This is a genomic window from Dysgonomonas hofstadii (assembly GCF_014196915.1).
GTDB lineage: Bacteria > Bacteroidota > Bacteroidia > Bacteroidales > Dysgonomonadaceae > Dysgonomonas > Dysgonomonas hofstadii.
In genome coordinates this window covers 16,158-37,395 of record NZ_JACIEP010000011.1, presented here as the reverse complement: position 1 = coordinate 37,395, position 21,238 = coordinate 16,158, and the positions used below count along the sequence as shown (strand labels likewise).

General features: G+C 40.8%; 22 protein-coding genes. 14 read left to right on the top strand and 8 right to left on the bottom strand.

Annotated features, from left to right (window positions below; all coding sequences use genetic code 11):
* The first annotated feature begins 31 nt into the window (after positions 1-31).
* From GGR21_RS14655 to GGR21_RS14645, 3 genes are all read left to right on the top strand, one after another.
* Positions 32-484 carry a hypothetical protein gene (locus tag GGR21_RS14655; RefSeq protein ID WP_183307978.1) on the top strand — a complete coding sequence of 151 codons (453 nt, stop codon included), beginning with the start codon at positions 32-34 and terminating at the stop codon, positions 482-484.
* Between the two features lie 103 nt (positions 485-587).
* The gene (locus tag GGR21_RS14650; RefSeq protein WP_183307977.1) at positions 588-887 is read left to right on the top strand and encodes a Dabb family protein; all 300 of its coding nucleotides are present in this window, start codon (positions 588-590) and stop codon (positions 885-887) included.
* 477 nt (positions 888-1,364) lie between these two features.
* Positions 1,365-2,030: a DNA alkylation repair protein gene (locus tag GGR21_RS14645; RefSeq protein WP_183307976.1), complete on the top strand. Its 666-nt coding sequence runs from the start codon at positions 1,365-1,367 to the stop codon at positions 2,028-2,030.
* Between the two features lie 348 nt (positions 2,031-2,378).
* Here the strand turns inward: GGR21_RS14645 and fbp are convergent, their stop codons facing one another.
* Positions 2,379-3,404 (bottom strand): class 1 fructose-bisphosphatase, encoded by a 1,026-nt coding sequence (fbp, locus tag GGR21_RS14640; protein WP_183307975.1) that lies wholly within the window; start codon positions 3,402-3,404, stop codon positions 2,379-2,381.
* A gap of 662 nt (positions 3,405-4,066) precedes the next feature.
* On the opposite strand from fbp, the gene ybeY reads away from it, so the two are divergent.
* Positions 4,067-4,480, top strand: a complete 414-nt coding sequence (gene ybeY, locus GGR21_RS14635; protein ID WP_183307974.1) for an rRNA maturation RNase YbeY — start codon at positions 4,067-4,069, stop codon at positions 4,478-4,480.
* Positions 4,481-4,486: 6 nt separating this feature from the next.
* Positions 4,487-5,410: a YeiH family protein gene (locus GGR21_RS14630; RefSeq protein WP_183307973.1), complete on the top strand. Its 924-nt coding sequence runs from the start codon at positions 4,487-4,489 to the stop codon at positions 5,408-5,410.
* Between the two features lie 129 nt (positions 5,411-5,539).
* Here GGR21_RS14630 and GGR21_RS14625 read toward each other — a convergent pair whose 3' ends face one another.
* Positions 5,540-5,935, bottom strand: coding sequence for a DUF3244 domain-containing protein (locus GGR21_RS14625; protein ID WP_221233012.1), 396 nt, complete (start codon positions 5,933-5,935; stop codon positions 5,540-5,542).
* 327 nt (positions 5,936-6,262) lie between these two features.
* Between GGR21_RS14625 and GGR21_RS14620 the strand changes: the two genes are divergently transcribed.
* The 3 genes from GGR21_RS14620 to gltA all read left to right on the top strand — a co-directional run bounded on the left by GGR21_RS14620 (position 6,263) and on the right by gltA (position 10,339).
* Positions 6,263-7,924 (top strand): tetratricopeptide repeat protein, encoded by a 1,662-nt coding sequence (locus GGR21_RS14620; protein ID WP_183307971.1) that lies wholly within the window; start codon positions 6,263-6,265, stop codon positions 7,922-7,924.
* Between the two features lie 139 nt (positions 7,925-8,063).
* On the top strand, positions 8,064-8,846 hold the full coding sequence (locus tag GGR21_RS14615) for a sulfide/dihydroorotate dehydrogenase-like FAD/NAD-binding protein (protein WP_183307970.1): 783 nt from the start codon (positions 8,064-8,066) through the stop codon (positions 8,844-8,846).
* A 20-nt stretch (positions 8,847-8,866) separates the two neighbouring features.
* Positions 8,867-10,339: an NADPH-dependent glutamate synthase gene (gene gltA / locus GGR21_RS14610; protein ID WP_183307969.1), complete on the top strand. Its 1,473-nt coding sequence runs from the start codon at positions 8,867-8,869 to the stop codon at positions 10,337-10,339.
* A gap of 67 nt (positions 10,340-10,406) precedes the next feature.
* Here the strand turns inward: gltA and GGR21_RS14605 are convergent, their stop codons facing one another.
* The 3 genes from GGR21_RS14605 to GGR21_RS14595 all read right to left on the bottom strand — a co-directional run bounded on the left by GGR21_RS14605 (position 10,407) and on the right by GGR21_RS14595 (position 12,262).
* Positions 10,407-10,883: a DUF1905 domain-containing protein gene (locus tag GGR21_RS14605; protein WP_183307968.1), complete on the bottom strand. Its 477-nt coding sequence runs from the start codon at positions 10,881-10,883 to the stop codon at positions 10,407-10,409.
* A 92-nt stretch (positions 10,884-10,975) separates the two neighbouring features.
* Positions 10,976-11,365, bottom strand: coding sequence for a DUF6984 family protein (locus GGR21_RS14600; protein ID WP_246348084.1), 390 nt, complete (start codon positions 11,363-11,365; stop codon positions 10,976-10,978).
* Positions 11,366-11,692: 327 nt separating this feature from the next.
* Positions 11,693-12,262, bottom strand: coding sequence for a hypothetical protein (locus tag GGR21_RS14595; RefSeq protein WP_183307966.1), 570 nt, complete (start codon positions 12,260-12,262; stop codon positions 11,693-11,695).
* Between the two features lie 133 nt (positions 12,263-12,395).
* Between GGR21_RS14595 and GGR21_RS14590 the strand changes: the two genes are divergently transcribed.
* The 6 genes from GGR21_RS14590 to GGR21_RS14565 all read left to right on the top strand — a co-directional run bounded on the left by GGR21_RS14590 (position 12,396) and on the right by GGR21_RS14565 (position 19,547).
* On the top strand, positions 12,396-12,938 hold the full coding sequence (locus tag GGR21_RS14590) for a YcxB family protein (protein ID WP_183307965.1): 543 nt from the start codon (positions 12,396-12,398) through the stop codon (positions 12,936-12,938).
* Between the two features lie 321 nt (positions 12,939-13,259).
* The gene (locus GGR21_RS14585) at positions 13,260-13,715 is read left to right on the top strand and encodes a hypothetical protein (RefSeq protein ID WP_183307964.1); all 456 of its coding nucleotides are present in this window, start codon (positions 13,260-13,262) and stop codon (positions 13,713-13,715) included.
* 87 nt (positions 13,716-13,802) lie between these two features.
* Complete coding sequence (locus GGR21_RS14580; RefSeq protein ID WP_183307963.1) at positions 13,803-16,016, top strand: TonB-dependent receptor; 2,214 nt, start codon at positions 13,803-13,805, stop codon at positions 16,014-16,016.
* A 263-nt stretch (positions 16,017-16,279) separates the two neighbouring features.
* A complete protein-coding gene (gene pta / locus GGR21_RS14575) occupies positions 16,280-17,290 on the top strand; it encodes a phosphate acetyltransferase (RefSeq protein ID WP_183307962.1) in 1,011 nt (336 codons plus the stop codon).
* Positions 17,291-17,377: 87 nt separating this feature from the next.
* Positions 17,378-18,343 carry a 3-hydroxyacyl-CoA dehydrogenase family protein gene (locus GGR21_RS14570; protein ID WP_183307961.1) on the top strand — a complete coding sequence of 322 codons (966 nt, stop codon included), beginning with the start codon at positions 17,378-17,380 and terminating at the stop codon, positions 18,341-18,343.
* A gap of 4 nt (positions 18,344-18,347) precedes the next feature.
* On the top strand, positions 18,348-19,547 hold the full coding sequence (locus GGR21_RS14565) for an acetate kinase (RefSeq protein WP_183307960.1): 1,200 nt from the start codon (positions 18,348-18,350) through the stop codon (positions 19,545-19,547).
* A gap of 73 nt (positions 19,548-19,620) precedes the next feature.
* Here GGR21_RS14565 and GGR21_RS14560 read toward each other — a convergent pair whose 3' ends face one another.
* The 3 genes from GGR21_RS14560 to gcvH all read right to left on the bottom strand — a co-directional run bounded on the left by GGR21_RS14560 (position 19,621) and on the right by gcvH (position 21,220).
* Positions 19,621-20,226, bottom strand: a complete 606-nt coding sequence (locus tag GGR21_RS14560; RefSeq protein ID WP_183307959.1) for an SIS domain-containing protein — start codon at positions 20,224-20,226, stop codon at positions 19,621-19,623.
* Between the two features lie 103 nt (positions 20,227-20,329).
* Entirely contained in the window at positions 20,330-20,836 is a 507-nt protein-coding gene (purE, locus tag GGR21_RS14555; RefSeq protein ID WP_183307958.1) for a 5-(carboxyamino)imidazole ribonucleotide mutase, read from the bottom strand.
* A 3-nt stretch (positions 20,837-20,839) separates the two neighbouring features.
* The gene (gcvH, locus tag GGR21_RS14550) at positions 20,840-21,220 is read right to left on the bottom strand and encodes a glycine cleavage system protein GcvH (protein ID WP_183307957.1); all 381 of its coding nucleotides are present in this window, start codon (positions 21,218-21,220) and stop codon (positions 20,840-20,842) included.
* Between the last annotated feature and the right edge of the window lie 18 nt (positions 21,221-21,238).

The following is a 21,238-nucleotide window of genomic DNA, read 5'->3' as shown; positions in this document are numbered from 1 at the left end:
ATCTTTATCGTTTGATCTAAAATATATGGGCATGAAAAAGTATATAGTTTTTATATTCAGTTGCATTCTTATCGGAGGCATAATCACAAGTTGCGGTTCTAAACCAAAGACCGAGGAGAATAATCAGACAGGAACAACGACTACACAGGTAAGCACCGAACCCGCAAAGGATAAATATAAAAAAATAGCGGAAAAATTGAATAAGGAAATGCCGATGGTGATTCCGGGCGGATTGAGAATGGACAAAGCCGAAGCTGTTTCGAAAAGGGAATTCAGATATAAATATACATTCACAAAAGAGCCTGCTGTCTCGGCTGAGGAATTTATACGGAATACAAAACCTGCTCTGACGCTGGGCTTGCAGCCGATGAAAGATATGGACGACTTCCGTAAGGATAAGATTATCCTTATTTACTCTTATCACAAGATGGACGGAAGCCTGTTTGCCGAAATAAGATTAAATCCCGAAGAATATACAAAATAAGGCCACATACCTCCTATTTATCCTCCATTCAAGTATAGAAACGGCTGATGGTTGTGGCTTTAAAATATAACATTAAATACAATCTTTCAATTAAAATATCGAGATGGTAAAACATATTGTAATGTGGAAGCTTAAAGATGAAGCCCACGGAAATGACAAAGCAACAAACGCAAAAATGATAAAAGAAAGCCTTGAAGCCCTTGACGGGAAGATAGAAGGTTTGATGAAAATAGAAGTAGGCATCGATTTTCTGGGTGAAGGAAACTTTGATGTAGTCCTTTATTCCGAGTTGTCAAAGAAAGAGGCGCTGGACACATATCAAAACCACCCTCTGCATCAGGCACTGCTCCCTTTTATCCGTGAAGCGGTATCGGATCGTAAGGCTGTAGATTACGAAGCTTAGAATTATAAAATTGAGTTTTTATTTATAAGGTCATTTTTACTACGCGCAATCGCAGATTGCTTGTCATTCTTTTGGCCAAAGCCCCAAAAGAATGCAAAAAGTCTTTGGTGGCCCGTCCTTCGTGCTACCCGTTACAGGCTCATGGGCTAAATTAAAAGATTGTCCTGCCGGACGCTTTTAATTTCACGCCCCTTTCTCCTGACGGGTGCCCAGCACTACGGCCTAATGCCACCGGGCAAAGCCACGAGTGCGTCAGCTTCCCGTGCATAGGTTTGCAAGCCGGGCACCTGACGGCTGAAGACGGCGTAAAACGGGGTGCTGTCTGAGCCGAAGGCAAGTTCAGCCCGTTTAGCCGGCAAAGCCAATGTCAGGTCGGCGGTAAACCAGCACTAGCCTTTTGGTTCGTTTTGGGCAATGCCAAAATGAACAAAGAAAATGACCATTTTATTTCAGCAATAAAATTTTGCACTATTGACTATGCACGAAGAAATAATAAAGGAGATACGCCAACGATGCCGCATGGCAATGAATGGTATTGTCTCCGCCAGCATGCGCGAGAAAGGATTGATGTATAAGCTGAATTTCGGCTTGACGATTCAACAGATAAAAGACATAGCCAAAGATTATCAGCAAGACGCTTCATTGTCCGAAACAGTGTGGAAAGAAGATGTGCGTGAACTGAAAATACTGGCCACTATGCTTTATCCTGTTTCTGAATTTACAGAAGCAACTGCTGAAAGATGGATCGGGGAAATAACAAACCAGGAAATACGGGAACAGCTTTGTCTTAATTTACTACAAAATTTCCCGTATGCTTCAAATCTTGTGAAAAGATGGAGCAGTAGTACTGATATGGATAAGCGTACTACCGGATATTGGTTACTGGCACGCCTATTCCTTGCTAAGAAAATGGATAAAACTAATTTGGATTTGTTCCCCTTTATCAACGACGATGTGATTTCTGAAAATACACTTCTTCGCAATGCCGCTCTGTTAGCCCTAAAGCATATAGGACGGCAGTCGAGAGAGGTGTCGGACAAAATATTAGATGATCTATCTATTTATAAGGATAATACTGATCCGATAAAGCAGGAAGTATATAACAGCTTGCATTTTGAATTCGATTATTACTTTAATGGATAATCTATGTGGACTGTTATTTCATCCATACTCTTAGGTTTGATTATAGCTATTCCTGTATATGTCTTGTTAAGCCATTTCAGATCAGGGAGAAGAGCAGGTATTTTTTTACTTACTTTATCTTTTATTTCTTTTAGCTGTATTATCTGCGCATTGCTATTGATTCTTCTTTTTTCCCAAGGACAGGATATTTACGCTATGATCGCAATGATTCTATTAGTAATCACAACTATCATTTCCACTTTGATAGTATTGGTTAAACTATTCCAATATATAAGGTACAAAAGAAAAAAATGAGTTATGAATACTGAAACTCATAACTCATCATTTATAACTACTGATTCGCAAAAATTAGGTATTTTCTTTTTCTTCCGCTCTTTCGATAAAATCCTTCAGCTTTTCTACCATATTGGAGCTGCCGCAATAAAATGGTGTGCGCTGATGCAATTCGGTCGGCTGGATTTCCAATATGCGGTTCTTTCCATCGCTGGCGCTACCTCCTGCCTGTTCGGTGATGAAAGCCATAGGATTGCATTCATATAACAGGCGTAGTTTGCCCTTAGGAGTCTTATGTGTGGACGGATAGAAATAAATCCCCCCTGTGATCAGGTTGCGATGGCAATCAGAGACAAGGCTGCCTATATAACGGGCGGTATAAGGGCGGTCGTCTTTTTCTTCCTGGCAGTATTTTATATAATCTTTGACACCCTGAGGAAAATGCACATAATTACCTTCGTTTACCGAGTAGATTTTTGCGTTTTTGGGACATCTCATATTAGGGTGGGAGAGATAGAAGCTTCCTATCGCAGGATTTAGTGTAAAGCCGTTTACTCCACGGCCTGTAGTGTAGACTATCATAGTGGATGTGCCATAAAGGATATAACCTGCGGCTACCTGATTGACTCCGGGCTGAAGAAAATCTTCCATTGTTACAGGAGATCCTATAGGCGAAACCCGGCGATAGATGGAAAAAATAGTTCCAACCGAAACATTCACCTCAATATTGGAAGATCCGTCGAGTGGGTCCATTAGCACAACATATTTATTATTATGTCCTTCGTCCAGTCCCTGAATGGTGATAAAGTTGTCATTTTCCTCCGAAGCTATGCCGCAAACAATTTCTCTGTTGACCAATGTTTGTATAAATACATCATTAGCATATACATCCAGCTTTTTCTGGTCTTCTCCCTGTACATTGGTAGTGCCAACAGTGCCTAATATGTCAACCAAACCTGCCTTGTTTACTTTGTAGCTGACAACTCTTGCCGCCAATAGAATTGAGTTTAACAGCCGGGACAGTTCTCCGGATGAATACTTGAAGTCTTCCTGCTTTTCGATGATAAACTCATCCAGAGTTTTTCTTGCAACATTCTTCATAATGGTTTATGTTTTAAATTTATTATTTAATGCTTCAAAGTTATAAGTTTATTTCATTTGTTCAGCGAATAAGGGGATAAGGTTTATTTATCTGCCTATAAGATGTGTCTATTTGATAGTTTTAGCTGTGATCGGAATTGGATATATTTATCTATGTAAGAAAGGAGCCCCCTCTGGCTCCCCCAAGGGCAGGGCTGTTAAGTTCTGAAATTTATACCCTCTTTGTCAGGTTGAACAGAGTGAAACATCTCTTGTAAGATAAGAGATCCTTCGTTTCACTCAGGATGACAGCAGAAAATAACAGAACAAAGCAGAGAACTTAACAGCCCTACCCCCAAGGGGGGAGAAACAGAGAGAGTATAAATTAAAATTATACTTTGCGGCTTAACGACTTTGCGAGAAAACCTGTCAGGCATGTCAGGTTTTAACTAAAAAGCCAATAGCTATTAGCTAATAGCCAACAGCTAAAAGAAGTGTCAGGTTTTGATTGAAAAAGCTGCAAAAGTGTAATATTTGCCTCGCCTTCGCTTCGGCGATCGTTGATTGTAACTTTTTATCCAAAAAGCTAAAAGCTGAAGTTTGTCAGGTTTGTCAGTTTTTGAATATAAATCCTTTGCTGCTGATTTAATTAAAATCTACCTTTGTGTACAAAAAAATAGGACATGGCTGTATTATATTATTCTGACGGGGTTAAGGTGCCTTCATTCAAGAGGCGGGAAATGACGAATTGGATAAAATCGGTTGCTGCACTGCACAATAAAAAAGTGGGTACTATAGCTTATATATTCTGTAACGATGAAAAGATTCTGGAAGTGAATAAGCAATATCTTCAGCACGATTATTATACCGATATAATAACATTTGAGTATAATGAAGAAGATAGTCTTTTTGGCGACATTTATATTAGTCTCGATACAGTTAAGAGCAATTCTGAGCAATTTGATACGGACTATAACGAAGAGCTGTATCGTGTGATTATCCATGGCGTTTTGCATCTGTGCGGAATTAACGATAAAACGCCTGAAGAGCAGGAGTGTATGACCCGTTGCGAAAATGAAGCACTGAAATTATTATAAGAAATCATGCAAAAATATTTAGGTAAATTATTTTATATTGTTCCCGTTTGCTGTCTTTTCCCTTTCTTTTCAGCGCCTTTGGCCTTATTCTTGGGTATTTTGCTGGCTTTCTTTTATAAAGGAAGAGAAGTCTTTGAAACGGGTAAGCTTACTAAGTATCTCTTACAAGGGTCTATTGTATGTATGGGATTTGCTATGTCGGTGAGTGATGTTGTGCAAACGGGGAAAACAGGATTTATGATTACAATTGTGTCTGTGGCTGTTACCATGGTTAGTGGAATTATATTGGGGAAAATCCTTAAGGTAGAGAAAAATACTTCAACTCTTATCTCCGGCGGTACGGCTATTTGTGGAGGAAGCGCCATAGCGGCTATTGCTCCGGTTATAGATGCGAAAAATAATCAGATAAGTTTTTCATTGGCTGTTATCTTTGTGTTGAATGCAATAGCCTTGTTCCTGTTTCCGTTGATCGGGCATCTATTACAGATGGATCAGACCCATTTCGGTTATTGGGCAGCAATCGCTATACACGATACCAGTTCGGTGGTAGGGGCTTGTTCTGCATATGGCGAACAGGCTTTACAAGTGGGTACCACTGTAAAGCTTACACGTACATTATGGATTATTCCGCTGGCTCTCTGCATTGCATTCTTTAACAAACAAAATGCTTCGAAAATTAATATTCCCTGGTTTATTTTGCTATTTGTTGTTGCTATTGTTATTGGCAACTATATACCGGGTATGGAGGAGACCAATCAGCATCTTAGCTGGCTGGGGAAAAAGGGAATGATGATATCCTTGTTTTTTATCGGGACTTCTATTAATATAGCAGAAGTGAAAAGGACAGGTGTTAATACATTTTTGCTTGGAATACTGTTATGGGCTATTATCGGGATTTTATCCTTCTTCTGGATTAAGCTCGCTTTTTAAAATAGAAAGAGCGAATCATCCAGATCCACTCTTCCCTAATTAGCTATTTGCATGTAGCTATGCAAAAGACTTCCCTAAAATAATTGTAAATAAGCTAAGTCTGGTTGGGAAATTCTAATGCCTAAAAACCTAATGTATACTAAATTTTCCTGTTGCGATAATAGCGCAGGCCGAATTAGTAAGTGTTATGTTATATTCTCCGTAGTTCCAACTTGAAGTACTTATCAATACTTCGTTAGAAGATGCCGGAGTGAGCTGTCTAAGATAAACAGGCGCTCCTGTATTATCGGTTATTTTGATATTTATTTTTTCTTCAAGCTCAATGTTGACTTTCAATGTAAAATTGCTTTGGTAGACCTTTATTGGCTTGAATAAGGAAATTGTTCTTATCGAAGCTGAAGGGTTTGTTAGTTTGCCAGTTTCAGGTAGTACCTTTATGATAACTTCACCCCAATCGTCGCTGTCACTCATGACTTTGACCCCATGGTCTCTTAAACTAAAATTGTTGAATGAATACATACCCATATTAATTAAAATGATAGAGTCAATGTTAATAAAATGAAATATCCCTTCCTTACAGTTTAATTTAAAAATTGGTGTGTGAAGTAATCGTGTTTTGTATTTATATGGACAAAGCTAAAGTTTAGAGAAACGAAAAACAATATTTTTTACCTAGATATAGATTGTTTTTTTATTATTTATATTTATGGTATTGAATATTAATATATTATATTAAATATGGTGTATTTAGATATAGATTTTATTTTTAATATTATTGTAAATTCTGTTGTGTTTTTTCTTTTTTTTTATTAACTATGAACTTCATTTCAGATGTTCCTTAATATATTATCTATGAAATCAAGAAGTCTCATTTTCTTTATCTATATAACAGTTGTATTGATAACAAGTTCTTGCGATAAGCAGGATTACAGCGTAGAGGAAATACTTAATAGATCGGAAATGCTAATAGAACATGATCCTGATAGTGTGTATAAGTTGCTTACAACTGAGATGCATCCTGAAAATTTGAATGAAGATTTATATGCGGAATATGTATTGTTGTTGGTTCAGGCTAAAGATAAAACGCAAAAGAGTCTTCATAATGATACGATTATATTCAAGGCAAAAGATTATTATATAAAAAATAGAAATAAAAATAAGGCAGCACTCGCCTTATTTTACTCCGGACGAGTATTTTCTTTGAATAATCAGAAGCAAAAAGCCAGAAATGCATACGTAGATGCCGAAGGCTATCTCAAAGACAGTGATGATTATACATTAAAGGGTTTAATAAAATACTTTATTGGAGATTTATATTTTGATCAATTATTGAAAGATGAGGCAATAAAGCAGTATAAAGAAGCCTCTATCTACTTTAATAGATCAGGAAAATACGGAAATGAGTTGATGACATTTGAGAAATTGGGTATAACTTTTCTGATGAAAAAGGAAATAGATAGTTGTCTCTATTATTATAATAAAGCTATATCCTTATCTCAGAGCCAAAATGATTCTATAGAGCAAGCCAGAATGTCTAGAAGTATAGGTTTGGTATTCAGTCAGCTAGGAAATTATGAACAAGCGCGTCTATATTTCAGAAAATCAATTTCTTATTTCAAGAATCCGGGAAATAAAGCAAATACTTATCTGGATATAGCCTATTCTTTCAATGATAGCAAGAATAGAGATTCTACACTATACTATGCGAACAAATCACTAGAATTGATAGGAGATAATGACTACGAACTGAGGCAGGCTATATATCAGTTAATTATAGAGATGGAGAAACAAGATAGTGATTATGGTAAAACTTATCATAAAAATTATAATAAAACCCTTTTTCGAATACTGAAAGAGACAGACAACCAGGCTATTCTGGATGTCCAGAAGAAGTATGATTTCGAATTGATACAGAATGAGAATAACAGATTACTCATTCATCGGCAAACAGCCTTTCTCATTATACTGGGATTGATTGCTGTGATACTTGCGTTAAACTTATATTATTCCAGAAAAAATATAAAGAATAAAATAGCATTAGCTGATGCAGAACAGAAAGCCTCCCAATTAACAGATATGGCCGATTCATTCGGTGAAAAGGAAGATTCTTTCAAGAAGTTATTGCTTCAGCATTTTAATATTCTCAAAAAGGTGGCGTTAATTGAAACTCATCTGAAAGAAGAAGAGAAGAAGCAAGGACGGAAATTATTGAAGAAGGTTAATGAGATTATCTATAACGAAGGTTCTGTTGATTGGGATCTGATCTTAAAAACTATCGATCAGCTGTGCAATCGATTCCCTACTGTACTATATAAGATCTGTCCTCAGTTGGATGATTCTGAATTCAAGATATGCTGCCTTACTTATGCAGATCTGAACAATGCGGAGATAGCTATAATAATGAGGCTTAGCGTTAATACTGTCCAGATGAAGAAATCCAATGTCCGTAAAAAACTGGGAATAGAAGGGTATGGTAATCTCAAGGTTTTCTTATCAGAATATGTGAAATGTTAGAGCATTTTAATATTATTTTAATTATTCTTGTTGCTATTAGATACAAACTTTGTTTGTACCTTTGCCAAAATAATAATAAACTCAACTAAAAGAAACATTTTAGCTCAATCGAGAGGCCTAATCTAACCTAATATTATAAATGAATAAGATCGTAGATAAAGAGTATTTCTCAGAGAATGTAGTCAAATTTGAGGTTGAAGCTCCTTTGATAGCGAGAAGCCGTAAGGCCGGACATTTTGTGATTGTCAGGGTTGGCGAAAAGGGAGAACGCATTCCACTCACTATTGCGGCATCAAACACCGAACGCGGAACAATAACTATTGTGATTCAAGCCGTGGGCGAATCTTCAAAGAAAATATGCAGCCTGAATGCCGGAGATTATATAACCGATGTTGTCGGCCCATTGGGGCAAGCCACCCATATCGAGAACTATGGAACAGTCATTTGTGCCGGAGGCGGAGTCGGGGTTGCGCCGATGCTGCCTATTATAGAAGCAATGAAAAGAGCCGGCAACAAAGTGATCTCGGTACTGGCTGCCCGCACCAAAGATCTTGTGATTCTGGAGAAACAGGTTGCCGAATATTCCGACGAAGTGATTGTGATGACTGACGACGGATCCTACGGACATAAAGGACTTATCACAAACGGTATCGAAATGGTCATCGGGCGCGAAAAGGTAGACCTTTGTGTGACTATCGGCCCTGCCATCATGATGAAGTTCGTATCTCTTCTCACACAAAAATATAACATTCCTACAATGGCATCACTGAATACGATCATGGTCGATGGAACAGGTATGTGCGGCGCTTGCCGTGTAACGGTAGGAGGAAAAACCAAATTCGTTTGCGTGGATGGACCTGAATTTAATGCACACGAGGTGGACTTCGACGAAATGCTGATGAGACTGAGAGCATATAACTAACTATCTATTCAAAAGAAGAAATGACAGAGCAAGAATATATACAGGCGCGCCGTAGTGAGCCTTGGAGAGAAGAACTCCGTAAAACCATAAAAGCCAAAGAGCGTGGTGATATACCCCGGGTACATATGCCCGAACTCGATCCTGAGTACAGAAGCCATTCCCTAAAGGAAGAAGTGAATCTGGGACTATCGGCAGAGCAGGCCGTGAAGGAAGCCGCCCGATGTCTCGATTGTGCCAATCCCACCTGCATGGAGGGTTGTCCGGTGGGGATACAGATTCCTTCGTTTGTCAAGAATATCGAGCGGGGCGAGTTCCTCGAAGCGGCCAAAGTCCTGAAAGAGACCAGTGCCCTGCCTGCTGTGTGCGGACGTGTTTGTCCTCAGGAAAAGCAATGCGAAGCCAAATGCATCTACATTCAGAAGATGAAGAGAGAGCCTGTGGCTATCGGTTATCTTGAACGCTTTGCCGCCGATTACGAACGTGAAAGCGGACAGGTGGCAGTTCCCGAATTGGCTCCTGCAAATGGAATGAAGATCGCTGTTGTCGGTTCCGGACCTGCGGGACTTTCTTTCGCCGGAGATATGGCTAAGCTGGGATACGATGTAACTGTATTCGAAGCACTTCATGAAATCGGAGGGGTTCTCAAATATGGTATTCCTGAATTTCGCCTTCCAAACGAGATTGTTGACGTGGAAATCAATGTGCTTCGCCGGATGGGGGTGAAGTTTATTAATAACTGCATCGTCGGAAAGACCATTTCCTATGAAGACCTTCATGCGGAAGGATTCAAAGGTATCTTTGCCGCCAGTGGAGCAGGGCTGCCTAACTTTATGAATATACCGGGCGAAAACCTTATCGGTATCATGTCGTCCAACGAATTCCTTACCCGTGTCAATTTGATGGATGCATCCAATGACGAAAGCGATACCCCTGTCCAAAAAGGCAAACGGGTAGCCGTTGTGGGGGCAGGAAATACAGCGATGGACTCTGTACGTACGGCTAAGCGTCTTGGCGCGGAAAGAGCGATGATCGTTTACCGCCGCTCCGAAGAGGAGATGCCGGCCCGTCTCGAAGAAGTAAAACATGCCAAAGAAGAGGGTATAGAATTCCATACATTACATAATCCGATTTGCTACGAAGGCGATGAAAAAGGCCATGTGCAACGGATGCAGCTTCAGAAGATGGAACTCGGCGAACCCGACGCTTCGGGACGCCGCAAACCTGTGCCTATCGAAGGTGCCACCGAGTGGTTCGATGTGGACGAAGTGATCGTCAGTGTAGGGGTTTCTCCAAATCCACTGATTCCGTCTACCTTCAAAGGTTTGCAGATATCCAAATGGGGAACGATCATTGTCAATCAGGAGACTATGCAGTCCGATCTGCCCGATGTGTATGCAGGGGGCGATATCGTGCGTGGTGGCGCTACCGTGATTCTTGCCATGGGTGACGGACGTAAAGCCGCTGCCGCTATGGATAAAGCGTTGAAAGCTTAAAGTATTATACATAATGAGAGAAGAGATTGTGGTTTGCTGCGATCTCTTTTTTCATCAATATACACTTCTAATAATACTTTTCACCATTTTGTATCATTACCATGGTTCTGGCAATACGGTCAGCCTTAGCCTGTTCCGTTTTGGCCGAATTTATCCAATCGATAAAAGCCTTTTTCTGTCCATCGCTATAATTCTCGAATTTCGCCAAAACACCATCTTCATACTCCATGCACAAAAGTAATTCTTCGGGAATTATCAGTGGTGTTTTATCTTCGTATATAGTAACGTGCACAGTATCAGGTGCCTGTTTTTTAATATTCTTCCTCACCTCAGCCTTTACAGCTAAGCCTACACGTCCGTTTCCAAGAGGCATCATGTTTACGTTGGAAAACTCATAATCATCGATCTTTCCTTTTACTTTCAGCATGCCAAAAGGTGTTTTTGGCATTGGAATCTCCGGAATTTCGACGAAAGTCCAGGCGCCTTTATCTCCTATTTTTTGTAACTGATAATCGTTATCGACTAGTGGTTTTTCTGTTTCCATATTCCAAAGATAATTTATTTGAAATAAAACCTTATGCCCGGCATAGATTGATTTATCCTGTGGTCAAAACCTGACAAACCTGACAGATTTTATTACTCAACCGAATGAAAATCATCTATATTATCAGGTATCTCAATTAATGGGCTATAATCTGTTTTCCATATATCCAACTCATATAGTTCTCCTTTTTTATCAGTGTTTAATGATACTATAACAGTGATTCCGTCTATATCCTGAAATTGAATATCGCTTGCCTGCTTACCAAATAACCTTTTTTCATTTTTATCATACCTTTGCGGTAAAAGGAATAAGCTTCCCATCCCTCCATCAATCATTGGTAAGACCATAAGGTCTTTATCCCAATCAGCAGGAATATGGATCGAAGATTTATTTACCAGTATCTTTAGAAGCATTAATTCTTTAGTAGTAGGCTTTCTTTTTATGTTCATAAAGCTGATATATATTTTATCTCCATTGTTCATTTCTGTTAAAGAAATTTCTGCAAGTTAATAAAAACCTGTCAATTAGCAATCACCGGAGCGAAGGTGAGGCAACCCTGACAGATTATTCAGTTAGCGGTTAATGGTTATCAAAGTATTGGCTCAGCCGACACTTCATATTTATAACTGAATCACTTATTTTTGTCATCCTGAGGCACAAAGAATCCCGTCTATATAGGGAGGAGATGCTTCCTGTCGTCAGCATGACAAACACAATACGGTCATTCAAAATGCATTTCATTCTTAACGGACTCTGTCGAACGTTGTTTCTGAATTCTTAACGATTCTTAATTCTTAATTTTTAGTTCTTCATTCTTCATTTATTCTCATTTTTTCATCATTCTCAATTCTCTTCCTCTCCTCTTCGGTCGCCATCCTGATGACTTCACTATCCGCTCCGTTCAGATGTTTATCCAGCTGAATAAATAAGTCTGCCTCATGTTGGTTATTTACATAGATAATTTGCTGCCGTAGTTTCGGCTTTTCCTGCCTTTCTTTCTCTTTGCGTTTTTCCTCCTGTTCCAGCACATACTTGATTGCCGCTAAGTTCGGCGGATATTGTTTCTTCTTTACTACCCGTGATTTCTCGATCTGTATATGCGGATTGCTTTTGGCGGGTTCATATACCACTTTTTCTTCTTCCAGTGTATAACCTTCCAGTTTCTTGCGAAGCGAAGCACGGGCGATGGACACCAGCATCTCGTCCCGCTGGCGCATGGCTTCATCAACCGCTTTCTTAAATTCGGGTTTGGTGTCGAGCCACTGGTAGTAAGTTTCGCGGGAGATACGTGCTACCATGCATAGTTCTTTTACTGTGTAAATGTCGGATTCGATCAGGGATAGGATTTCCGATACTAGTTCTTCTGTGTACTTAGCCATAATTTTATATATTTGTAGTTAGTCGTTAAAGTAGCCAGAGTAGTTAAAGCATATCAAAAAAATCCACCTGACTACTTTAACTTCTTTGACTACTGAGTTTTCAGTATAGATAAACAACTTTTTATTTGATAAAATGATAGAACTCAGTTACACCTTAGACAAAGACGATTATCTCGCTTTTCAGTTATTTGCTGCAACAAAGAATCCATTATTTAAGAGACAGCATCGCAAATCAAGAATTCTTGTTTTTCTGCTTTTTGCTACAGTAGGTGCAGTATTTCTAAACTTCGATACAGGCCTGGCCTGCTATATTTTTATCTTCGCGGCAATTGTTTTCCTGATCTACCCTTTCTTTGGCAGACGGTACAGTAAAAGCTATTTAGAGAAACACGTGGAACAAACGTTCGATCCTGATTGTAGAGTGGTGTCTGTTAGCATAGACGACCGGAATGTAAACATGGTGGATAAAAAGTCAACCGGTTCTGTTAAACTCAGTGAATTGGTCGGTATTACTGAAATAAAAGATTATTTCTTTATGCAGGTCAATAAAGCCTCTTACATCATAATACCCAAAGGAAAAATAGAAAACGTTGACGCCCTTCGCAATCATTTATTAGAATGCAGTAAAAAACTGAATATAACCTATTCTGACGAAATGGACTGGAAATGGAAATAGTTCGCATAGTACATGACAAAAATAGAATATAAACCTATACTACCCTTACAGGGCGTCCTTTCAGGGTTTATGTTTCCCGACCCAAGGCGTTGCCATTGGGCTATATTATGTAGCCCTTTCAGGCCATCCGGAAAGAAAACAGGCTGAAAGCCTGATATATTCTAGCCCGGGGCGTTGCCCCGGGTATTTATAGCCCAAGAGGTTGCGCCCTGTAAGGGCAACATAAAGTCAGGACGACTACATCCTTCAATCCGTAATAATTCAAAAAAACAAGCTGAGATACTATGTTATTTAGAACAATTCTTTAATTTTGTATCCGGTATGAAAAGATTTGCTCAACGCATATTGTTATTGGTTGCTGCCGCTACCGTGTTTATCACAGGCATGGGGGTAACGATCGTGAATTGTCAATGCATAGCCTGCGACAAGCAGCCCATTTTCATGTCCACTCAACAACTTTGTTGCTCATCTACGGCACAGGCCGAACAAACAAAAGCATGCTGTGCATCACAAGGTAGCTGTCATACTACAGGCCAGACAGAATATTCGAAAGATAAGCATTGCGCTATATCCCGTGTGGCTATCGATATTGATGCGTCGTCGTTTCGTCCGCATGTATCTACGCCTTTCGTGTGGATATCCGATGCACTTTTTGTTCAGCCAATCAGCGTTTTGCCCGATATTGTAGAGCATGACGATGAATATATTTATTATAAAACACCGCCTGACACCCCTCCCCGTGAGTATCTCTCTTTTATAAGGGTTCTTATCATTTGATTTTGTATTTATATGATCTGATGTTGTGTGCGCATTTGTGGCGCACCTGAAGTATTTGTATATAAATCACATAAATTTGAAAATCAAATGAAAACAATAAAAATAACTATATTACTACTATTAATACCTGTCCTTACTTTTGGTAAAGACATCCTGAAAGGATATATACTCGATGCGCAAAAGCAACCGCTTATAGGAGCTTCGGTACGTTGGGAGAGTGCGAAAACCGGAGTTGTGACCGACGATAAAGGTTTTTTCGAAATCCCCGGAACTCCGCATAAAGACCACATGCTGGCAATCTCTTATGTCGGTTTTAAAGATAAAGTGGTGCATATTCACGATTTTGCCGAAATACAAAATATCACCCTTGATGAGAATAACGAACTGGGAGAAGTCGTGATTGAGAAGACTGTCCCCGGTACAATAAAATCACGCCGGGAAGTTCTCCAGACCGAGAAGATCACGACAAAGGAATTACATCGTGCAGCCTGCTGTAATCTTTCGGAAAGTTTCGAAACCAATCCGTCGGTAGACGTATCGTTCAGCGATGCGGTTACAGGAGCCAAGCAAATCCAGTTGTTAGGTCTGGCGGGTACTTATGTGCAAACCCTCACCGAAAATTATCCTAATTTCCGTGGCCCTGCTTCAACTTACGGACTCGATTATATTCCCGGCCCATGGATGGAAAGTATACAAATTTCGAAGGGCGCCGCATCTGTGAAGAACGGATATGAGTCTATCACCGGACAGATGAATGTGGAATATAAAAAGCCTAACAGCGCCGATCCTCTTAGCCTTAACTTTTTCGCCAGCGATGCGGGACGTTATGAAGGGAATGCCGATGCTGCATTTATATTGAATGACAAACTCAATACAGGCGTATTTCTTCATTATTCCAATGAAACAGCCTCGCATGATGATAACAATGACAGTTTCCTCGATGCTCCTAAAAAGCATCAGTTCAACTTTATGAACCGCTGGCATTATATGTCGGGGCGCTACGCTTCGCAATTCGGTATACGTTTCCTACAGGATTACCGTACCAGCGGACAGACCATGCATACATTGAACGATGCTTCCGTCAACAAAGACAATCCGTATGAAATATCGGTGAAAGCCAACAGGGGAGAATTCTATACAAAGAATTCTTATATACTTGACGAAAAACGTAATGGTAATATCGCCTTGATCTTTACAGGATCATACCAGGATCAGAAATCGCAATTCGCAGCGCAGAAACTGAATGTATATGCGAACAACCTGTATGCTTCGCTGATGTATGAAACCCAACTCGGAAGAATGCACCAGTTAAGTACGGGGCTGAGTATGAACTGGGACAAGTACACGCAGACCATCGCATTGAACAATCCTTTGGCACCGCAGCCCGAAAATGAAACGACAACAGGGGGATATGCCCAATATACATTCAACCTGAATGATAAGTTTATCGCCCTGGCAGGACTAAGGGCCGATTATAGCTCGTTGCACGATAAAGTATTTGTAACTCCCCGCGTGCACCTGAAGTATATGCCTGTGGAGTGGCTCAATCTGCGTGCATCTGCCGGAAAAGGCTACCGTACCGTGTTTGTGATGCCCGAAAACAGTTTCTATATGGCAAGCAGTCGCAAGATTATCATAGAAGATAACCTGAAGCAGGAATCGGCATGGAATTACGGAGCCAGTGTTTCATTCCATATCCCGATAAAAGGAGAAGACCTGACCATATCCGGCGAGTGGTACCGGACTGATTTCGATAACCAGGTGGTGACCGATGTGGACAGTGACCCGCATGCCGTAATGTTCTACAACCTGAAAGGAAAATCTTATGCGAACAGTTTTCAGGTAGAAGCTTCCTACCCGTTGTTCAAAGGATTTAACCTGCTTGCAGCCTACCGCTGGATGGATACTAAAACGGACTATAACGGCAAATCGATGAAAAAACCATTGATCAGTGATTACAAAGCTTTGGTTACAGCTTCGTATGAAACAAATCTGAAAAAATGGATGTTCGACCTCACTGCCCAGTTTAATGGTGGCGGACGTATGCCTACTGCTGATGCGGCAGATCCGCTATGGGGAAATACATTCGGGTCGTATACGATACTGAATGCTCAGATCACCAAACGGTTCCGTACATGGAGTGTCTATGCGGGAGCAGAGAATATCACCGATTATAAACAAAAGAATCCGATCATTGATCCCGAAAATCCATTCGGAGACAACTTTGATGCCACAATGGTATGGGGCCCTACCATGGGACGTAAATTCTATGTGGGATTCCGTTATACGATAGGAAAGTAGGAGAAGAGTTGTAAGTTATGCCAATCAGTAGTTGAAATTATGATTGTAATTAATTATAATAGTTTCAACTACTGATTGGCATAAAAATTCCAAACGGCTTCAATATAAGCACTACCATCCATTTTAATATATTTCACATTTAAGTATACATTTTTTCCACAAAAATGCAAACTCCAGTTTACATTTTTAGTATATTTGTGTCGATTTTTAATTTAGGTTAAAAATCCCGGAATTGAGAGTAAATACAAAACAACAAATATATCATGGATTTAATTAATCAAATTGTAGAACGGGCTAAATCGAACAAACAACGCATTGTTCTTCCCGAAGGAACCGAAGTAAGAACTCTCAAAGCCGCAGACTTGCTTATCGGCGATGGTGTTGCCGACATTATACTTGTTGGAGACACAACAGAAATTAAAAATATGGCAGTGAATCTTGGTCTCAAAAACATAGACAAAGCTACCATAGTCGATCCTAAAGATTATGAGAAAAAAGAAGTATATACCAATCTTCTTTTCGAACTCAGAAAAGCGAAAGGTATGACCATAGAGCAGGCAGCGAAACTAGCCGCTGACCCTTTATATATTGGCTGCCTCATGATTAAGAACGGTGATGCCGACGGTGAAATCGCAGGAGCACAAAACACAACAGGCGATGTACTTCGCCCTGCGTTGCAGATCATAAAGACTGCGCCGGGAATGAGTGTCGTATCAGGAGCATTCCTCATGTTCACCACTCAGAAACAATACGGTAAAGATGGCCTCATCGTCATGGCCGACTGTGCCGTTACCCCCGACCCTACAGCTGCCCAACTGGCAGAAATCGCCGTTTCCACCGGACATACAGCCCGTGCCCTTGTTGGAGAGGAGCCACAGGTTGCCATCCTGAGTTTCTCTACAAAAGGAAGCGCAAAACATCCGATGGTAGATAAAGTGATAGAAGCTACTCAACTGGCACAAAAACTGGATCCGACAATGGACATCGACGGCGAATTGCAAGCTGACGCAGCTCTTGTTGCCGCAGTGGGACAACAGAAAGCTCCGGACAGCAAAGTTGCCGGAAAAGCCAATGTTCTTGTCTTCCCTACACTCGAAGTGGGAAATATAGCTTACAAACTGGTTCAGCGCCTTGGCGGAGCAGAAGCAATCGGCCCCATCTTGCAGGGTATGGCCGCTCCAGTACACGACCTTTCGCGCGGATGCTCGGTTAGCGATGTATACAATATGGTGGCTATTGCAGCTAATCAGGCTATTGCAGCTAAAAACAAGTAAGAAGCCCCTCCTATCCTCCCCATAGGGGAGATTTCCCCCTCCGGGGGCTAGGGGGACATATCATAATTCATAACTCAAAAAATACCTATGGCAGAAATAATAGAAGCTATTGAAGAATATGGCTTAAGTTCAAAGCATAAAAAGAGATCGTTATTCTCAAAGATCGGCGTAGTAGGATGTGGCCGCGACGGACGCCACATAGTCAGCCTCACGGCACTATCCGGCATGGAAGTCGTTTTCATAGAAGTATCGAACGACAGGATACAGGAAGCGCTGAAAGATATAGAAAACGGCCTCGACACGAAGATTGAGAACTGGGGACTGACTCAGGGAGAGAAACGTGCCACAATGGGACGTATCAAAGGCTCCCTCAACTACAGCGACCTCAAAGGCTGTGATTTTGTTATCGAATGTATCCGTTACGAAGCTAACGGAGAGCGTAGCACCGAGTTACGTAAAGAAGTTTTTCGCAATCTCGAACTGGTGTTGGCTCCCGATGCTATCATCGCAACCAATGCAACAACAGTCATTATAAGCGAACTGGCTGCAGAACTCACTCACAAGGAGCGCTGCATCAGCCTGCACTTTCCTATCACCCACACCGAAGCAAAATTACTGGAAGTTGTACGGGGAACGTTTACGTCGCAGGAAGCGATAGATAAAATATTCCTGTTTGCCAACATGATCAAATACACCCCTATTCCGGTTCACGAAAGTAGCGGGCTTGTCAGCTTCCGTATACTTATCATCATGCTGAACGAAGCATGTGAAATATGGATGGAGAATGTAGCACCCCTCGAAGATATAGATAAAGAGTTTACTATCATATACGGACAACGTTTCGGTGTATTCCAACTGGCAGATATCATCGGTATCGAAAAACTGGTGATGATGATGGAAGACATGTTCCATGAATATGGAGACAAAAAATACAAAGCCTCTCCTGTGCTATGGCGCCTGTATCGCTCTAAGCAATTAGGAAAATCCACAGGCCGTGGATTCTATATTTATGACGAATCGGGAAAACAGATAGGACCAAACAACTTAATATAATAACATGAAAATATTAGTACTGAACTGTGGTAGTTCATCCATAAAATATAAGCTTTTCAATATGGAAAGCAAAGAGGTGGTGGCTCAGGGAGTAGTTGAAAAAATCGGATTGAAAGGTTCGTTCCTTAAATTTCCTCTTCCTAATGGCGACAAAGTTGTACTCGAAGGAGAGATACTTGAGCACCAATCGGGTATTGAGTATATACTAGGTGTATTGCTAAGCGAAAAATACGGATGCATCAAATCGCTGGACGAAATAGATGCCGTAGGGCATCGCGTCGTACATGGAGGAGAAGAATTCAACAGTAGTGTTTATATTACTGATGAAGTAATAAAGAAAATGGAAGAATGTATAGAGTTGGCGCCCCTGCACAACCCGCCTAACCTTGCCGGTATTTATGCCGTAAAAGAACTGATGGGAGATATTCCTCAGGTTGGAGTGTTCGATACGGCATTCCATCAGACCATGCCACCGGAATCATACATGTATGGATTGCCATATTCTTTATACGAAAAATATAGCATACGCCGTTACGGATTTCATGGCACCAGCCACAGATACGTATCCCGTCAGGCTTGTGAGGCATTAGGCGTACCATACGAAAGCCAACGAATCATCACTGCCCATATCGGCAACGGAGGTTCTCTGGCAGCTATAAAGGGTGGAAAATCTATAGATACATCGATGGGAATGACTCCGGTTGAAGGCTTACTTATGGGTACCCGTGCCGGAGATGTAGATGCCGGCATTATATCTTTTATTATGGAAAAAGAAAACATCGGTACACAGGCTATCTCCACACTGATCAACAAACACAGTGGTTTGCTGGGTGTTTCGGGAGTTTCTTCAGATATGCGTGAACTACAGGCCGCAATCGCAAGCGGCAACAAAAGAGCACAACTGGCATTCGACATATTCATTCACCGTGTAAAGAAATACATTGGTGCATATACTGCTGTTCTCGGTGGACTTGATGTCCTTATCTTTACCGGGGGTATCGGGGAGAATTCATCCATAACCCGCGAACTGGCATGTAAAGACCTTGAGTATATGGGAATAGAACTCGATCTGGATAAGAACAACGAGATACACGGCGATGAGGCTGTCATAAGCACTCCTGAATCGAAAGTAACTGTCATCGTAGTTCCTACTGATGAGGAATATATGATTGCCGCCGATACAATGACGATCGTTAATAAGTAAATAGCTTATTCTCTATAAACGAAAAAAGGAAGTCTGAATATCAGGCTTCCTTTTTTATATGATAAGGTAACGTTTATTTACTCATTTCCCGCGATTTATCACCAAGATATCCCCCATGGTGCCGTTTGGCATAGTCGGCGGGGGTGAATCCTATTTTCCTCATTGTCCCCACTACCAGGATATCACCGATCACAGTCATTATAGTTGTGGATGTTGTAGGCGTCAGCCCAAGAGTACACACTTCATCGGGCCGGCCAGTCAATATACAGATATCGGCTTTTTGTGCCAGCAAACTGTCGGGGTCGCTGGTGATAACTATAAACTTTATACCGGGGATCAGGTTCTTTGCCAAAGAGATCAGTTCAACTATTTCCCTTGTTTTCCCCGAGTTGGATATTGCCAGAAAAATATCGTTGTCCTGTAAAATACCTAAATCGCCATGCTGCGCCTCACTCGGATGCAAAAACACAGCAGGAGTACCTGTAGAGCTGAATGTAGTAGCGATATTCTGTGCTATCTGGCCGGCCTTGCCCATGCCACTGGTCACAAGCTTTCCTTTTTTCACATTCACCTGTTCCACAATAAGGTCGATGGCTTTTTCATAAACATCGCTTATAGGGATGTGTAATATTGCATTGGCTTCATGCGCCAATAAAGAATGTATTTCTTCCGTGTTCATAAGGTTCTTTTTATCGGGCAAAGATACATCTTTTATCTGTTATCTTGCAAAAAAGGCCTGAACGGATTTTGCCATTCAAGCCTCTATTTATAAGTAACAGAAATTAATTCGTTTTAAACTTATACTGTACTTTCGACAAGTCTTCGTTGGCTTTTTCTATCTTGCTTTTCAAAGATTCTTTGTAAGCAGCAAGCCTTACCTGCAAATTCTCATCTCCGGTAGCTATCATCTGTAATGCCAGGATCGCAGCATTCAGAGATCCGTTTATACCTACTGTAGCAACAGGAATTCCGGGAGGCATCTGCACGATGGCCAACAAAGCGTCCATTCCATCCAGCGAAGCATCGATAGGCACTCCGATCACCGGGATCGAAGTCATGGATGCGATAACACCAGGAAGATGGGCAGCCATACCTGCCGCAGCAATTATTACTTTAATGCCTCTTTCTTGTGCAGCCTTGGCAAAACCCTCTACCCGCTCAGGGGTACGGTGGGCAGATAATGCATTCATCTCGAAAGGGATCTCCATTTCATCGAAAAATTTCGCTGCTTTTTCCATCACGGGAAGGTCGGAAGTACTTCCCATTATAATACTAACAATAGGTTTCATTTATTATTTTCCAATTAATTTTTTATAATCTGCCGCAGAAAGCAAACCGTCGAGTTCGGCAGCATCGCTTAACGCGACTTTAATAATCCATCCTTTACCATAAGGATCTTCGTTTATAAGTTCTGGTTTGTCTTCGAGGTCAGCATTTACTTCAAGAACTTCACCCGATACCGGCATCAATAAATCCGAAACTGTTTTTACAGCTTCAACACTACCGAAAACGCCATCTTTAGCAATTGTTTCACCTTCTGTGGTAACGTCTACATAAACAATCTCACCTAATTCGCCCTGGGCAAATTCTGTAATACCTACCAATGCAGTGTCACCTTCTACTTTGATCCATTCGTGATCTTTTGAGTACTTTAAATTTTCTGGAAAGTTCATAGTCTTATATATTTAATA

Excerpts from the sequence above, each read along its gene's own strand:
- GGR21_RS14585 (WP_183307964.1), top strand. The coding sequence starts at position 13,260 with ATGAAAAGATTTGCTCAACGCATATTGTTATTGGTTGCTGCCGCTACC.
- GGR21_RS14560 (WP_183307959.1), bottom strand. The coding sequence starts at position 20,226 with ATGAACACGGAAGAAATACATTCTTTATTGGCGCATGAAGCCAATGCA.
- gcvH (WP_183307957.1), bottom strand. The coding sequence starts at position 21,220 with ATGAACTTTCCAGAAAATTTAAAGTACTCAAAAGATCACGAATGGATC.
- GGR21_RS14615 (WP_183307970.1), top strand. The coding sequence starts at position 8,064 with ATGAATAAGATCGTAGATAAAGAGTATTTCTCAGAGAATGTAGTCAAA.
- fbp (WP_183307975.1), bottom strand. The coding sequence starts at position 3,404 with ATGAAGAATGTTGCAAGAAAAACTCTGGATGAGTTTATCATCGAAAAG.
- GGR21_RS14625 (WP_221233012.1), bottom strand. The coding sequence starts at position 5,935 with ATGGGTATGTATTCATTCAACAATTTTAGTTTAAGAGACCATGGGGTC.
- purE (WP_183307958.1), bottom strand. The coding sequence starts at position 20,836 with ATGAAACCTATTGTTAGTATTATAATGGGAAGTACTTCCGACCTTCCC.
- ybeY (WP_183307974.1), top strand. The coding sequence starts at position 4,067 with ATGGCTGTATTATATTATTCTGACGGGGTTAAGGTGCCTTCATTCAAG.
- GGR21_RS14580 (WP_183307963.1), top strand. The coding sequence starts at position 13,803 with ATGAAAACAATAAAAATAACTATATTACTACTATTAATACCTGTCCTT.
- GGR21_RS14600 (WP_246348084.1), bottom strand. The coding sequence starts at position 11,365 with ATGAACAATGGAGATAAAATATATATCAGCTTTATGAACATAAAAAGA.
- GGR21_RS14565 (WP_183307960.1), top strand. The coding sequence starts at position 18,348 with ATGAAAATATTAGTACTGAACTGTGGTAGTTCATCCATAAAATATAAG.
- GGR21_RS14630 (WP_183307973.1), top strand. The coding sequence starts at position 4,487 with ATGCAAAAATATTTAGGTAAATTATTTTATATTGTTCCCGTTTGCTGT.
- GGR21_RS14655 (WP_183307978.1), top strand. The coding sequence starts at position 32 with ATGAAAAAGTATATAGTTTTTATATTCAGTTGCATTCTTATCGGAGGC.
- GGR21_RS14650 (WP_183307977.1), top strand. The coding sequence starts at position 588 with ATGGTAAAACATATTGTAATGTGGAAGCTTAAAGATGAAGCCCACGGA.
- GGR21_RS14645 (WP_183307976.1), top strand. The coding sequence starts at position 1,365 with ATGCACGAAGAAATAATAAAGGAGATACGCCAACGATGCCGCATGGCA.
- GGR21_RS14620 (WP_183307971.1), top strand. The coding sequence starts at position 6,263 with ATGAAATCAAGAAGTCTCATTTTCTTTATCTATATAACAGTTGTATTG.
- GGR21_RS14570 (WP_183307961.1), top strand. The coding sequence starts at position 17,378 with ATGGCAGAAATAATAGAAGCTATTGAAGAATATGGCTTAAGTTCAAAG.
- pta (WP_183307962.1), top strand. The coding sequence starts at position 16,280 with ATGGATTTAATTAATCAAATTGTAGAACGGGCTAAATCGAACAAACAA.
- GGR21_RS14590 (WP_183307965.1), top strand. The coding sequence starts at position 12,396 with ATGATAGAACTCAGTTACACCTTAGACAAAGACGATTATCTCGCTTTT.
- gltA (WP_183307969.1), top strand. The coding sequence starts at position 8,867 with ATGACAGAGCAAGAATATATACAGGCGCGCCGTAGTGAGCCTTGGAGA.
- GGR21_RS14595 (WP_183307966.1), bottom strand. The coding sequence starts at position 12,262 with ATGGCTAAGTACACAGAAGAACTAGTATCGGAAATCCTATCCCTGATC.
- GGR21_RS14605 (WP_183307968.1), bottom strand. The coding sequence starts at position 10,883 with ATGGAAACAGAAAAACCACTAGTCGATAACGATTATCAGTTACAAAAA.